This window comes from Actinopolymorpha alba DSM 45243 (assembly GCF_000373925.1).
GTDB classification, from domain to species: Bacteria; Actinomycetota; Actinomycetes; order Propionibacteriales; family Actinopolymorphaceae; genus Actinopolymorpha; species Actinopolymorpha alba.
On record NZ_KB892759.1, the window covers coordinates 55,569 to 69,281 of the forward strand.

10 protein-coding genes are annotated in these 13,713 nt (G+C 70.9%); 5 read left to right on the forward strand and 5 right to left on the reverse strand.

The genetic code is table 11. The features are described from left to right. Positions 1 to 818: 818 nt before the first annotated feature. The 3 genes from B141_RS0119595 to B141_RS0119605 are packed head-to-tail and all read right to left on the reverse strand — an operon-like array spanning position 819 to position 4,800. Positions 819 to 3,479 (reverse strand): FtsX-like permease family protein, encoded by a 2,661-nt coding sequence (locus B141_RS0119595; RefSeq protein WP_020576883.1) that lies wholly within the window; start codon positions 3,477 to 3,479, stop codon positions 819 to 821. After that, positions 3,476 to 4,207 carry an ABC transporter ATP-binding protein gene (locus tag B141_RS0119600; RefSeq protein ID WP_020576884.1) on the reverse strand — a complete coding sequence of 244 codons (732 nt, stop codon included), beginning with the start codon at positions 4,205 to 4,207 and terminating at the stop codon, positions 3,476 to 3,478. The genes B141_RS0119595 and B141_RS0119600 overlap by 4 nt, the downstream gene beginning before the upstream one ends. Then, positions 4,204 to 4,800 (reverse strand): PadR family transcriptional regulator, encoded by a 597-nt coding sequence (locus B141_RS0119605; RefSeq protein WP_020576885.1) that lies wholly within the window; start codon positions 4,798 to 4,800, stop codon positions 4,204 to 4,206. Before B141_RS0119605 ends, B141_RS0119600 begins: the two co-directional genes overlap by 4 nt. Before the next feature lie 100 nt (positions 4,801 to 4,900). On the opposite strand from B141_RS0119605, the gene galE reads away from it, so the two are divergent. The 3 genes from galE to B141_RS0119620 all read left to right on the forward strand — a co-directional run bounded on the left by galE (position 4,901) and on the right by B141_RS0119620 (position 9,491). After that, complete coding sequence (galE, locus tag B141_RS0119610) at positions 4,901 to 5,890, forward strand: UDP-glucose 4-epimerase GalE (protein WP_020576886.1); 990 nt, start codon at positions 4,901 to 4,903, stop codon at positions 5,888 to 5,890. Between the two features lie 112 nt (positions 5,891 to 6,002). Beyond that, positions 6,003 to 8,039, forward strand: a complete 2,037-nt coding sequence (locus B141_RS0119615) for an acetoacetate--CoA ligase (RefSeq protein ID WP_020576887.1) — start codon at positions 6,003 to 6,005, stop codon at positions 8,037 to 8,039. A gap of 126 nt (positions 8,040 to 8,165) precedes the next feature. Further along, positions 8,166 to 9,491 (forward strand): SpoIID/LytB domain-containing protein, encoded by a 1,326-nt coding sequence (locus B141_RS0119620; RefSeq protein ID WP_020576888.1) that lies wholly within the window; start codon positions 8,166 to 8,168, stop codon positions 9,489 to 9,491. 24 nt (positions 9,492 to 9,515) lie between these two features. On the opposite strand, the gene B141_RS0119625 is transcribed toward B141_RS0119620, so the two are convergent. Beyond that, positions 9,516 to 10,265 carry a TIGR03089 family protein gene (locus tag B141_RS0119625; protein WP_020576889.1) on the reverse strand — a complete coding sequence of 250 codons (750 nt, stop codon included), beginning with the start codon at positions 10,263 to 10,265 and terminating at the stop codon, positions 9,516 to 9,518. A 184-nt stretch (positions 10,266 to 10,449) separates the two neighbouring features. On the opposite strand from B141_RS0119625, the gene B141_RS0119630 reads away from it, so the two are divergent. After that, positions 10,450 to 11,595 carry a mannose-1-phosphate guanylyltransferase gene (locus B141_RS0119630; RefSeq protein ID WP_020576890.1) on the forward strand — a complete coding sequence of 382 codons (1,146 nt, stop codon included), beginning with the start codon at positions 10,450 to 10,452 and terminating at the stop codon, positions 11,593 to 11,595. Positions 11,596 to 11,745: 150 nt separating this feature from the next. Here the strand turns inward: B141_RS0119630 and B141_RS0119635 are convergent, their stop codons facing one another. Then, positions 11,746 to 12,453, reverse strand: coding sequence for a DUF3105 domain-containing protein (locus B141_RS0119635; RefSeq protein WP_020576891.1), 708 nt, complete (start codon positions 12,451 to 12,453; stop codon positions 11,746 to 11,748). A gap of 155 nt (positions 12,454 to 12,608) precedes the next feature. Here B141_RS0119635 and B141_RS0119640 point away from each other — a divergent pair, with 155 nt between their 5' ends. Further along, positions 12,609 to 13,628, forward strand: a complete 1,020-nt coding sequence (locus tag B141_RS0119640) for a DNA-3-methyladenine glycosylase family protein (RefSeq protein WP_237742743.1) — start codon at positions 12,609 to 12,611, stop codon at positions 13,626 to 13,628. Positions 13,629 to 13,713: the final 85 nt, after the last annotated feature.

Here is a 13,713-nt window from a genome sequence, read left to right on the forward strand (position 1 = left end):
GGAAAACTCCTTGCCGGAGTGATCGGCCGGACATGATCAGTTCGTAGTTTGGTCAAAGCGCTGTGTGATCAACTACGGCCGCAATACGGTTCTACCCGTACAAACGTCGAGGTCGGACGATGCGACGGAGGTCGCAGAAAGTTAATGACCGTCTGTGCCGTCACGTGTACGCAGTGCAGATCGTTAGTCGGTGTATGACCCGAGCCGGGCGGGTCTAAACCGAGACGACAAGGCCATGAGAGGGAGGTCGATGTCGATATGGCGGCGTCTGTGATGACGTCGGAGATGGTGCCTTCAGCCACTCAAGAGGCACCGGTGTTCGTTCCCGGCTATGGATGGGTCCGTTGGTCGAGGGCATTACTGGATGCCCAGGCCAGATACCTCCTGCTCCTTCACCGACCGGATCAGGGATGGGCAAGGCTGCGGCTGGCCGGGATGCGGAGAACGGTTGACGGGCCCCGATGCCTCTACTGCGGGCGCGAATGGACGTGCCCGGAGGTGACGTGGGCAAGTGCGTGGCTGTCACCGTTCGGACGCATATGGGGACGACGGCACGTGAGGGATCGCGGAGGTAGGCACCGGGCGTCCAGGCACACTCGGGTCGGCGGCGCGAGTGACCGCCGATCCACTGGCGGCCGGCGGGACTCCAGGAGTCCGGCGGCTTCGGTAGCCGTCGGATAGGGAGTCCCTACTCCAAGGGGGCGAAGCAATGTGTGGGCCGGAGTCGGTGGTCGCAGATGAAGGACCACCGGCCCCGGCCCGTTTCGTTGGATTTGTGGGGTCTCGCAGGGGTCGCGGCGTTGCGGGACCGGGGGCCGCTACTCGCTTCGCCGCATCATGACCAGCCGGGACCGGGTGAAGATCCCGGCGCCCGCGACCGCCACCAGCGGGACCGCGACCGCCACCAGCCCCAGCAGTTGCCACGGCACGGCGATGATGTGCCCACCGGGAGACCCCGCCGTGAGCGGCCAGGTCACCGCCAGGCCGGGGATACTTCCGACCGCGACTCCCAGGAGTACGCCGAGACCGGCGATGACCGCCGCCTGCGCCATTGCCGTCCGCCGGCGGGTTCGGGGTGAGGCGCCGACCGCGGCGAGGGTGGCGAAGTCCGGGCGGGCGTCGTCGAGGGCGAGGGCCGTGGCGGTCGCCGTACCCACGAGGACGATGAGTCCGCCGATGCCGCCGAGGATCGCCAGGATTGGTGTGTACGACTGGACGAATCCCCGCTCGACGTAGACGGTCGACTGGGGTAGGAGTCCCTGGACGATCTCGTCGACGCGCTCCTCCAGCTCCTTCGTGATCGGCGTGCCGGTCGGGGGGAGCAGGATCTGGATGGTTCTTGGGTGCAGGCCAAGTCGCTGCGCGGTCTCCTCCGTGCCGACGAGTTCGGCGAGCACGTTGACGTACTCGCCGTGTGCTGCGTTGGGCGCCCCGGCCAGCACTGCCGCGGGCACCGTGCTGGTCTGCCGGTCCTTCTCGGTCCCGGTCCCGTCCTCGGCCGTCTCTGGGTGGTAGGTCTTCACCCGGGTCGTCCCGGCGGTCGTGATCTGGGCCGGGTCGCTGACCAGGACGCCGCCGCGGGCAAGGACGGCGCGCTGCTCAGACGTCAGCGCCCGGCCGGTGAGTGCCTCGACGGTGGCGGCGTCCGCCACCAGCATGCCGCTCACGCGGACGGAGAGGAAGGACTCCTCGGTGTTCCCGCAGCCCGCTCGGGTCTCGCGGCAGCCCGCGATCCCAACTATCCGGTGATCTCTGATGTCGCCGCCGGCAGCCCGGACGACACGCGGTGAGTGGGTGGGGAGTTCGGCACGGAGGCGAGCGACCAGCGCCTCGACCTGGTGGTCTCGACCCGCCCCGTTCAGGTAGACGGCGAGGGTGCCCATCCGCTCCTGAGGCGTGTAGTCGCGCCGGCTCTCCGCGAAGTCGCTCGCCGACCCGATGGCGAGGGCGGTGACGCCGATGACCGCGCCCATGATGGCCGCGACGGCGGGTGCCGTACGCCCGCGATGGCGCGCGCTGTCGCGGGTGGCCAGCCGGAGCGACAGCGGCAGCCGATCGCCCAGGCGTCCGAGGCCGCCGATGATGCTCGGGGTGAGCATGATCGCGCCGGTGGCGAGTCCGAGGGTGCCGAGTACGACGGGGATCTCGCCGCCCGACGCTTGAGTTCCGCCGAGGAAGACGACCGCCACGCCCGCGCCCGCGAGAACCAGGCCGGCGATCGGCCAGCCGGCACGCGTTCGCACGTCACCTCGCCGGCCCGCGAGCGCCGTCAGAGTGTCCTGGCGGGCGGCCTGCCGGGCGGGTGCGAGTGCGGCCGTCAGCGTCGCGAGGATGGCGACGCCCACGATGAGCAGCAGGTCGAGGCCGTGGACGCGGAGGCGTCCGAGTTCGGTGCCGACGAGGCTCTCGACCAAGGGTCGGACGGCCACTACGACCAGGATTCCGGCCCCAGCTGCGCCGACCGCGATCAGGGCGCCGAGCGCGAGTGCCTGGCCCAGGACGACCCGCCGGACGTCCCTCGCCGAGGCGCCCGCCGCGACGAGTAGCGCGAGCTGCCGGCTCTGCCGGCGGGCCCCAACCGCGAACGCGGGCCCGGCGAGCAGGACGACCTCGAGTACCAGGCAGGCCGCAACGAGGATGGCGAGCGGCTCGAGACCCGTGCCGCCTTCCGTCCGCCGGAATTCACTGGCCACCTCACTGTCCGGCGGTGGGTTGAGCAGGACCGCACGGGACTGGACGGTGAGGCCGGCACGGTTGAGGTCGCGGACGGTGGCCCAGGTGATGGGCGCGCCGCCGGTGTCCACGAGGTACGACGTCTGGGCGTCGTCGCCCAGCACGGTGCCCGGCAGGCCGAGGAGCTCGCGGCCCTTCAGGTCGGCGGGATTGCGGACGACGCCGACCACGGTGACGCGGCGTTCGCCGTTGGCGCCGACGTCGAGGTGATCGCCGATGCGGTAGCCGCGGTCCACCAGGGCGGGAGAGATGGCGACCTCGCCGCGGGCGGCGGGCGCCCGGCCGTCGAGGATCCGGGCGAGCCCCTTGGTGAGCGGGTCGCGGAGGTCGAGTTCGCGAACCTTCGTCGCGAGGGCGCCGTCGGCGGTCTCGATAAGCGCGCCGGCGCCGCGGATCCGCAGGGGCAGGACCCGGCCGTCGACGGCGCCGGCGACATCCTGTGCCGTCCAGGTCCGGCTGGGGGAGCCAGACGGCGCGGCGGCGTCCGGGGTCGGGGGTACCTCCGCGCGCGGATCTTGGATGACAGGCCCGTCGTGAACGGTCACGAGCGCGTCGGCCGCCCCGAGCGCTCGCAGCATCTGCTCGGCGGGCGGGACGTCCCACGCCGTGCGTGCGACCACGGCGAGCGCCGTCACGAGGAGGACGGGTACGCCGACCATCGCCGCGATCAGGAGGCTCCGCGCCTTCGAGCGGCCGATCTCACGGCGCCCCAGCCGAAGCGCGAGCCGCCAAGAACCCAGGGTCATCGGCTCTCCTCCAGCAGTGACTCCGCGTCGCTCGCGTATCCGGTGTCGTCAACGGCGCGGCCATCGCGCAGGAACACGATCCGGTCGGCCCAGCCGGCGTGCCGGGCCTCGTGCGTGACGAGCAGGCCGGCGGCTCCGGCATCGATCCGCGCCCGGAGGAGACGCATCACGGCCTCGCCGGTCTCGGAGTCCAGGGCTCCGGTGGGTTCGTCGGCGAGCACGAGCCGGCGGTCTCCGACGAGTGCCCGGGCGATCGCGACGCGCTGCTGCTGGCCGCCGGACATGTCGTCGGGGAACCGGCCGGCGAGCTCCTTGACGCCCACCTCCGCGAGCGCCTGGGTCGCCTCCTTGCGGGCCCGCCGGGAGGGAACGCCATCGAGCTCGAGAGGCAGCGCGACGTTCTCGACCGCGGTGAGCGCCGGGATGAGGTTGAAGTCCTGGAAGACATAGCCGATCGAACGCCGGCGCAGGCCGGCGACCGCCGCCTTCGAGAGGGTGCCGAGGTCCTGGCCCTCGACCAGGACCTCGCCGACGGTGGGGGAGTCGAGACCGCCGGCGAGGTGGAGGAGCGTCGACTTCCCAGAACCGGACGGGCCCATCACCGCGACCAGCTCACCTGTGGTGACGGCGAGGCTGAGTCCGCGCAGTGCGTGGACGGCGGTCTCACCTTGGCCGTGGACGCGGCTGACCTCGCGCAGCTCCAGGACCGGTCCGGCGTGCGGCGTCATCGGCGTACCCCCTCGTGGTCAGTGGCGGTGTGGTCGTCGGCCGGACGATTCTCGGCGCTCGGTCGGGCGGGTGCGGTGGAACGCGACGACCGGGCCAGGCGGGACTCGCAGTGGTCGAGCCAGCGAACCTCGGCCTCGGCCTGGAAGATCATCGAGTCGAGGACGAGCAGCCAGGGGAGGTCGTCCTCGGCGGCGGCCTTCTTGAGTCGGGTGAGTTCGCGCAGCGTGCGAAGCGTGGAGGTGCGCTGGCCCTGCACGATCGCGGTGACGTCGACGCCGGGCACGGTCGTGGCCAGGGCGAGCTTGATGGCCAGCTCGTCTCGTGGCCGGGTCTCGCGGGAGATCGGGGTGGCGAACCAGCGGTGGAGTTCGGTGCGGCCTTCGTCGGTGAGGGCGTAGCCAACCCGGCCGGACTCGTCGGAGCCTTCGCCGCGGACGAGACCGTCGCGCTCGAGCCGGGTCAGGGTCGTGTAGACCTGCCCGACGTTCAGGGGCCAGGTCGCCCCGGTCGCACGCTCGAACTCCTGCCGGAGTTGGTAGCCGTACTTCGGGCCCTCATCGAGGAGGGCCAGCAGGCCATGACGGATGGACATGGCTACCGAGTATGCATACCGGGTATGCCCTGACGCAAGCGACTCGCCCTTCGGCGGACCCCGGCGTCCGTTGGGAGTCGGGCAACTAGGGTGGGCTGCCATGACCTGGCTCGTCACCGGAGGCGCCGGCTTCATCGGCGCGCACGTCGTCCACGCCCTGCACGAGGCCGGAGAGCAGATCGTCGTCCTCGACGACTTCTCCACCGGCGTACCCGCTCGCCTCTCAGACCTCGACGACGTGCCCGTCATCCGTGGCGCGGTCCAGTCCACCAGCCTGGTCGCGAAGCTCCTCCGCGAGTACGAAATCAGTGGTGTCGTCCACGTCGCGGCCAAGAAGCAGCCCGGCGAGTCGGTCGAGAATCCCCTCCTCTACTACCGCGAGAACCTCGGCGGCCTGGAGTCCCTCCTGCGGGCCATGACCGAGGCCGGGACGGACGCCCTCGTCTTCTCCTCCAGCGCCTCGACGTACGGCAACCAGGACTCCGACGTGTTGACCGAGGACGCGGTGTGCCGGCCGGAGTCGCCGTACGGCGAGACCAAGCTCGCCGGGGAGTGGCTGATCGCCGACGTGGCCCGGGCGACCGGCCTGCGCTACGTCAACCTGCGCTATTTCAACGCCGCCGGCGCGGGCCGGCCCGAACTCGCCGACACGGGTGCGTTCAACCTGATCCCGATGGTGTTCGAACGCCTCACCGCCGGCAAGCCACCGCTGATCTTCGGCGACGACTACCCGACACCGGACGGCACCACCATCCGCGACTACATCCACGTCGCCGACATCGCCTCCGCGCACGTCGCGGCGGCCCGGCACCTCGCCAAGGGCGAGGAGGTCCGCCACGTCCTCAACGTGGGCACCGGTCGCGGGTCCTCCACCCGGGAGATCGTGGACACGATCCTGGAGGTGTCCGGCTACTCCGACCTCACGCCGGAGGTGCTGGGGCGGCGGGCCGGTGACCCGGCCGTCTCGATCGCCTCCGCCGACCGGATCCGGCAGCTCTTCGGGTGGTCGGCGGCCCATGACATGCGGGCGACGGTGGCCGACGCGTGGGAAGGTTGGCTCTATCACCATCCGGAGGCACGCCGCGCGTGACGCGCGGTTCCCGGTCGGGCCGGCTGTCGTGCGGGTGTTCCGCCGGCCGCGGGCGGCCCGGTGGGTGGCCCCCCGCCGGTGAGCCGGAAGCCTGGAAGGGGGCCGGTCAGGGATGACGCAGCCGGGCACGATCTTGTGGACCCCGCCCGCCGATGTGCGTGAACGCACCCGCATCGGCGCGTACCTCCGCTGGCTGGCCGACGAGCGGGGTCTGGCGTTCGACGACTACCACTCACTGTGGCGCTGGTCCATCGACGACCTGCCCGGCTTCTGGGGCAGCATCTGGGACTACTTCGGGGTCCGGGGTCGCCCCCGGGAAAACACAGTCGGGGTCCGGGGTCGCCCCTGGGAGGGTGCTGTCCTGGGGCGGGACACGATGCCGGGCGCGGAATGGTTTCCGGGCGTCCGCCTCAACTTCGCCGAGGAGATGCTGCGCAACCTTCCGGACGTGGGACCGGTGGTCGTGGCGCGCTCGCAGTCCCGGGCGCCGGTGGAGCTCACGGCGGCGGAGTTGCGAGACGCGGTGGCCCGGGCGCGGGACGGTCTGCGCCGGCTCGGCGTCGGGCCGGGCGACCGAGTGACCGCGTACCTCCCGAACGTGCCGGAGGCGCTCGTACTCCTCCTCGCCACGGCGAGTCTGGGTGCGGTGTTCTCCTCCTGTGCGCCGGAGTTCGGGACCCGCAGCGTGGTCGACCGGTGGAGCCAGATCGAGCCGTCCGTGCTCGTGGTGGTGGACGGCTATCGGTACGGCGCGAAGGAGATCGACCGGGTAGACGAGGTGGCGGCGATCCGGGCGGGCCTGCCGACGCTGCGGCACACGGTGGTGCTGCCGTACCTGTCCGAAGTCGCCGCGGCCCGCATCCCCGACGCGCTCACCTGGTCGGAGCTGCTCGACGCCGGCGGCGGCACGGGTGAGCCGGCGTTCGAGCCGCTGGCGTTCGACCATCCGTTGTACGTGCTGTATTCGTCGGGTACGACGGGTCTGCCCAAGCCGATCGTCCACGGACACGGCGGCATCCTCCTCGAGCACCTCAAGACAATGGCGCTGCACTTCGACCTGGGCCCGGGGGATCGGTTCTTCTGGTTCTCCACGACCGGGTGGATGATGTGGAACGCGCTGGTGTCCGGCCTCCTCGTCGGTGCCACGGTGGTGATGTACGACGGCAATCCCAGCCATCCCGACCTCGGGGAGTTGTGGCGGCTGGCGGCCGAGTGCGGGGTGACGTTCTTCGGCACGAGCGCGCCGTTCCTGATGAGTTGCCGCAAGGCCGGCCTGCGTCCGGCGGAGATCGCGGACCTGTCGAGGATCCGAGGTCTGGGTTCGACGGGCGCGCCGTTGCCGCCCGAGGGTTTCGCCTGGGTCTACGAGAACGTCAACCCCACCTTGCTCCTCCAGTCGTTCTCGGGCGGCACCGATCTCTGCACCGGGTTCGTGGGCGGGTCGCCGCTGCTGCCGGTGTACGCCGGGGAGCTCGCCTGCCCCTGCCTTGGCGCCGCGGTGGCGGCGTACGACCCGTCTGGTCGCCCGGTGGTGGGGCAGCTCGGCGAACTCGTGCTGGAACGCCCGATGCCCTCGATGCCGGTCGGCTTCTGGGGCGACCCTGACGGGAGCCGCTACCGCGCCGCGTACTTCGAGGACTTCCCTGGCGTGTGGCGGCACGGCGACTGGGTGGAAATCACGCCCCGCGGCACCTGCGTGATCACCGGGCGTTCAGACGCGACGCTCAAGCGGGGCGGCGTGCGGATGGGGACAGCGGAGTTCTACTCGGTGGTGGAGAGCTTCCCGGAGATCGCCGACAGTCTGGTCGTGCACCTGGACGAGTGGTCCGGGGGTCCGGAGGAGCTGCTGCTGTTCGTCGTTCTGGCGGCGGGTGCGGAGTTGGACGACGCCCTGCGCGCGCGGCTGGCGGGGGAGTTGCGCAGGCACCTGTCGCCCCGCCACGTTCCTGACGAGATCGTGGCCGTCGCGGCCGTACCCCGCACGCTGTCGGGCAAGAAGCTCGAGGTTCCCGTGAAGCGGATCCTCGAGGGGCACCAGGCTGACGAGGCGGCCAGCAGGGGAGCCCTCGCGGATCCGGGCTCGTTGCGGACGTTCGAGGAGTTCGCGCACACCCGCCGGCGTGGGAACGCCGACGCCGCCGGCCGCTGACCACCAGTCCAGGAGCGTTTACCACCGTTCTGTCCATTTTTCCGGGATTCTGACGATTTGGGAGTGTCGTCTGATCTTGGACAGGGAAGGTCATCTTCGACGGTGACGGCTGGCGAAGGTGGGCAGATGGGCGAACAGACGCAGGCAACGGCGAAGATCAGGCGCTTGTCGGTGGTCGCGGCGGCGGTCATCGGGCTGGTGGGCGCAGCCGTTCCAGCCTGGGCGGACCAGCCAGACGGCGGCATTGGACCGGGCTCGGCGACGGCGGGCGTCAAGCGTCCGGACAACGGAATCTTCGAGGTCGTGGGTCGCGGTTGGGGACACGGGCGCGGGATGTCGCAGTGGGGTGCGTACGCCGCGGCGAAGAGCGGCCAGAACTACCGCGAGATCCTTCGCTTCTACTACCCGCGGACCACGCTGGTCTCCGACCGGACGTCGGACCGTCTTCGGGTGTTCCTCAGCCACCGCGGTGGTGAGGTGCGGGTGCGTCCCGAGCCCGGGCTGACCCTCTGGTGGACCAGGCGGGACGGCTCGACCAGGCCCGAGGCATTACCCACCTCGCTCGCCGACTGCCGGGTGAGCACCTGGCGGGTCCGCCCGATCGAGGGCCGGGCAATGGCGGTCGAGGGGTACTCCTGTGGTGCCTGGCGCACGTTCGTACCCTCGCGCAAGATCCTGCCCAGCGGGCGTGCGTCGTTCGTCGCTCCGGACGGAACGGTCGCGGTCGAGCGACGGACCTCGGACGGCACGAAGGTCCGTCGCGACTACCGGGGCTTCCTGCGGGTCGTGCTCCGTGACGGCCGGCTCCGCCCGATCAACGTCGTGTCGTACGAGGAGTACCTCCGCTCGGTGGTGCCCGCGGAGTCGCCGGCCGGCTGGCCCCGCGCGGCGTTGCGCGCCCAGGCGGTCGCCGCGCGCACGTACGCCGTCCGATCGGCGCGTGACCGGGGCGGTGCTTCCTTCGACGTCTACGACACAACCGCCTCCCAGGCGTACCCCGGACGGGTTCGGTACAACAAGGACTGGAAGGTCACCCGTACGTACGAACACGCGCGAACCGACGCGGCGATCGCCGCCACCGCGGGACAGACCCTGCGCTACAACACCCGGGACGCGCTCACGGAGTTCGGATCGTCCAACGGTGGGTGGACAGCCGACGGTGCCAAGCCCTACCTGCGGGCCCAGACCGACGGCTGGGATGCGAACGCGAGCGACAACCCGAGCCGGGACTGGAAGGACACGGTGACGGCCAGCCGGCTGCAGCGGCGCTACCCCTCGATCGGGACGCTGCGCGAGATCAGGGTGCTCGAGCGTTCGGGTGGCGGCACCTGGGGTGGCCGGGTGCGCGCGCTCCTGCTCGTGGGCAGCGCGGGGTCCCGGGAGATCCGGGGTGAGGACAACGTCCGCTGGGCGCTCGGCCTCCGGTCGGCGTGGTTCGCCTTCCAGGACTGAACTGTTACGTCCAGGTGTGGGAGGTCAACCGCGCAGGTGGGTCAGGGTGACCTTCTCGTTGGTCGCCCGGCGTTCGAGCGCCGTCTCGTCGAGGTTGCGGACCAGGACGACCGACGCCTGCCGAGCGAGCGGGGCAAGGAGCGCGTCGAGGTAACCGTCGGAACCGGCCGGGTTGGTGTCAGTCAGCACCCTCGCGCCGGTCTCGAGTCCAAGCTCATCAGCCCGGACGCGCGCCGCGTTGGTGAGGTCGGCGCAGGTGAGCGTGTGACCGCCGACGACCAACGCGGGCGCGGTCGGATCCGGCGGAACGTACGGCGTGAACGCGTCGGCGTACGACGGCACCTCCACGCCGTAGTCCAGTACGCCCGGCGGCAGCGTCTCGGTGAACGGCCCACCGAGAGGACGCAGGGCGAGCGCCACCGTGTCCCGCCCACCCGCCACCAGCGCCTCCTCGAACCGCTCAGGCCCGGTGACCACGACCTCGGCCCCGGCCGGTGCGTCGAGGTCGACGACCAGCCCCGCCGACCAGGCGGCGAGCATCCACACCGCGGCCTGCCAGTGCGCCGGGAGGAGGAGCGCGGCCCGCTCGCCCGGCTCGGTGGCCAGCCCGTCCTGCAGTAGGTTGGCAGTCTTGGCGACCCAGTTTTCGAGCGTGGTGAGGGAGAGCTCCACCCGTTCGCCGGTGGCGTCGTCGTAGAACGTCAAGAACGGCTTGGCGGGCTCGGCGGCGAGGGCTGCGGCGATAAGACCGGCGGGCGTTTCTGGGTGGGCCACGAGGATCGACCCTAGTGGCATGGGCGCCCGGCCCCGCTGCGGCCGCCCACGGTGGCCCCAGGCCCGCCGCTCTCCAGGCCCGCGGCGCTCGGGGCGCGGGCCTCTCAGGGTGGGAGGCTCCCCTGGCGCGCGGCGCTCAGGGTCGCCGCGTGCGGTGGGAACAGAGCCCGTAGGCTCACCTGACATGCGGTACGCAGTCATCATCGCGGGGGGCACGGGCACCCGCCTGTGGCCACTGTCTCGTGGCGCCAGACCCAAGCAACTGTTGAGCGTTGGGAGTGGCAAGAGCCTCTTGCGGATTGCCTACGAGCGCCTGATCGGGCTCGTCCCGCCGGAGCGGATCTTCGTCTGCGCCGGTGCCGCTCACCGGGACGCCATCCTCGACCATCTGCCGGAGCTTCCGCTCACCAACTTCCTCGGCGAACCCATCGGCCGCGACACGGCCAACGCCATCGGGTTCGCCTCGGCGGTGCTGGCCAAGCAGGACCCTGACGCGGTGCTGGCGTTCGTGAACTCCGACCACGTGATCGAGCCGATCTCGGCGTTCCAGGACGCCCTGCGGACCGCGTTCGAGGAAGTGGAGCGCGACCCGGGCGTACTCGCGACTTTCGGCATCCCGCCGTCGTCGCCCCACACCGGTCTCGGCTACATCGAACGCGCCGAGCCGATCGCCACCCCTTCGCCAACCACCGCCGCCGGAGGCGCACCCGCCGCCGAGTCGAGCGGAGCGCCCGAGATCTTCGCCGTCTCGGCGTTCAAGGAGAAGCCGGATCTGGCGACCGCGCAGTCCTACGTCGCCAGCGGCCGGTACCTCTGGAACTCCGGGATGTTCGTCTGGCGTGCCGACACCCTCCTCGGTGAGCTCGCGACGCATCTGCCCGCGTCGTACACCGGGGTACGTCGGATCGCCGCGGCCTGGGCCAGTCCGGAGCGTGAGCTGGTCCTGAAGGAGATCTACGTCGACCTCCCGAAGATCAGCATCGACTACGCGGTGATGGAGCCCACCGCCAGGGGAGAGGGCGCCGCCCGCGTCGTCGTCGTACCCATGGCCGTCGACTGGCTCGACGTCGGATCCTGGCCCACCCTCGCCCGGACGCTGGAGAACGACCGCGACCACAACGCCAGCAACACCGTGACGGTCCTGGTTGACTCCGAGGGCAACATCGTGGTGAGCGACGACCCCGAACACCTCGTCGCGACGGTCGGGCTACGGGAGACGATCATCGTGCACACCCGGGACGTGACCATGGTGTGCCCCAAGAGTTCCGCCGAGCGGGTCAAGGATCTGGTCGCGCGGGTCCATGACGCCCACGGCAGCCGCTACGCCTGAGGATTCGACCCCGCGAGGGGTGAGGCCCGAGCTGTCAGAGGTTTGTCGGTCTCTTAGCCGAGAAGCCTCTGACAGCCCGGGTGTCTTCTCCAGGTTCGGTGGCGGGAGCTACGCGCGACTTCGCCCTGGTTGGGTTCGCCTGGCCGGCGGTTAGGCGGCGTTCGGCTCGGGCGACTGGGAGGCGGGGTATTTCTTCATGAACTGCTCGATCGCCTCGCCACTGACCTTCGTGGCGTACTGCCGGTGCCCGGCGTCGGTCGACCAGTGGGTGAGCGCGATGTGCTTGCCGGCCTTGAACTTTCCGTCCTTGGCGAACCACGGCGCGACGATCAGCTTCTTGGAGTTGTCGAACGTGCTCGACTCGAACCTCCGCGCGATGTCCTTGAGGGCGTTCAGCTGAGCGGAGTCCTTGGCGATCGTCTCGTCGTACCACACGATCGTGTAGCCGTGCTCGAGGTTGTGGACGAGCGTCTCGACCGCCGGCCGGTCCTTGTCGGTGTAGAACTTCCGGCCGAACGACGCCGGCTGCTCCCAGTGCGGGCCCGCGGACGGTGGCGCCGTGGTGTAGTTGACCTTCTGGCCGGTGTCGACGTGGTCGGAGACACCTGCGGCGCTGTCATTGACGACCGGGTCGAGACCCGCCTGCGCGGCCGGCACGCCGAACGCGGACATCGGCTGACGGCCGGGATCGTTGATCCAGTTCTTCACCGGCACCCAGGCGGCCGCTCCGATGATGACAAGACCGACCAGCGTGCAGGCGACGATGATCAACGCCGTGCGCCGGCGTTCGGTGCGCTGCTGCTCGCGGCGCAGCTGCTCGATGCGCTCGCGCCGGTTGGTTGGCTTGCGTTTAGCCACGGTCCAGTCCTTCGGCTCAGCCGGCCGGCGATCGCACGGCCGGATAGGAGTGTACGGAAGCAATGTGGGAGTAAAAGATCGCACGGCCACCGGTGGGTTCGCCAACGGTACGGCCCACCCCGTCGGTCCCGATAACGCTCGGAGAGACTGGTCTCGTGCCAGATGTGACGGTCGCGCGGGTCCAGCCGGTCGCGGAGAGCCAGACGCCGGAGCGGAGCCAGACAACGACGCCGGCCGGGACTCCCGGGCCGGCCGGGACTCCCGCGCGGACCCGGACGGTCGTGACCACCGAACCCGTCGACCCCGCACTGACGCTGGCGGCACTCCAGCGAGGCTCCGGGGATCCGGTCCACCGGCGTACCCCTGATGGTGCGGTGTGGCGGGGAAGCCGCACCCCCGAGGGGCCGGTGACTGTCCGTGTCGCCGCGGTGCCAGCCGATGGTGCGGTCGAGGCGCGGGCGTGGGGGCCTGGTGCCGACTGGTTGCTCGACCGGTTGCCCGCGCTGGTCGGTGCCGAGGACGACTGGACGGGGTTCGAGCCCGAGTTGCCGCTGTTGCACCGGCTGGCGAAGCGGTTCGCCGGCTGGCGGATCTGCCGTACCGGCCTGGTCATGGAGGCCCTGACCCCGGCGATCCTCGAACAGAAGGTGACCTCCACCGAGGCCTGGCGTTCGTGGCGGGAGCTGATCTGGAGGTTCAGTGAGCGGGCGCCGGGTCCGGTGCCGGTTCCGCTCTGGATCCCACCCGACGCGGCGACGCTTGCCCGGCTGCCCTCCTGGGAGTGGCACCGGGCCGGCGTCGGGCCCCAGCGGGCCGAGACGATCGTCCGTTGTGCCCGCGTTGCCGCCGCGCTCGAGCGTACGGCCGAGCTTGCCGACTTCGAGGAGGTCGAACGCCGGCTGCGGAGCCTCCCGGGCGTTGGCGTCTGGACGGCCGCCGAGGTGATGCAGAAGGCCCACGGCCACGCCGACGCGGTGTCAGTCGGCGACTTCCACCTCGCCAAGGCGGTCGGCTGGGCGCTGGCGGGGGAGCCGTACGACGACGAGATGATGCTGGTGGTACTCGAACGCTGGCGCGGCCATAGGTACCGCGTCACCAAGCTGATCGAGCTCGCCGGCATCCGGCCGCCACGGCGCGGTCCACGCTTCGCACCGCGCGACTACCGCGCGTTCTGACGGAAACCCCGCGCTGGGCTTGTGGGTCGGGGCACCCTGGTACGGCTCTGTTGGACAAGGGTGCCCCCGACCCACAACGAGGGGC

Bases quoted from the DNA above. Each gene is read 5' to 3' on its own strand.
- B141_RS0119595 (WP_020576883.1), bottom strand. From the start codon at position 3,479: ATGACCCTGGGTTCTTGGCGGCTCGCGCTTCGGCTGGGGCGCCGTGAG.
- B141_RS0119600 (WP_020576884.1), bottom strand. From the start codon at position 4,207: ATGACGCCGCACGCCGGACCGGTCCTGGAGCTGCGCGAGGTCAGCCGC.
- B141_RS0119605 (WP_020576885.1), bottom strand. From the start codon at position 4,800: ATGTCCATCCGTCATGGCCTGCTGGCCCTCCTCGATGAGGGCCCGAAG.
- galE (WP_020576886.1), top strand. From the start codon at position 4,901: ATGACCTGGCTCGTCACCGGAGGCGCCGGCTTCATCGGCGCGCACGTC.
- B141_RS0119615 (WP_020576887.1), top strand. From the start codon at position 6,003: ATGACGCAGCCGGGCACGATCTTGTGGACCCCGCCCGCCGATGTGCGT.
- B141_RS0119620 (WP_020576888.1), top strand. From the start codon at position 8,166: ATGGGCGAACAGACGCAGGCAACGGCGAAGATCAGGCGCTTGTCGGTG.
- B141_RS0119630 (WP_020576890.1), top strand. From the start codon at position 10,450: ATGCGGTACGCAGTCATCATCGCGGGGGGCACGGGCACCCGCCTGTGG.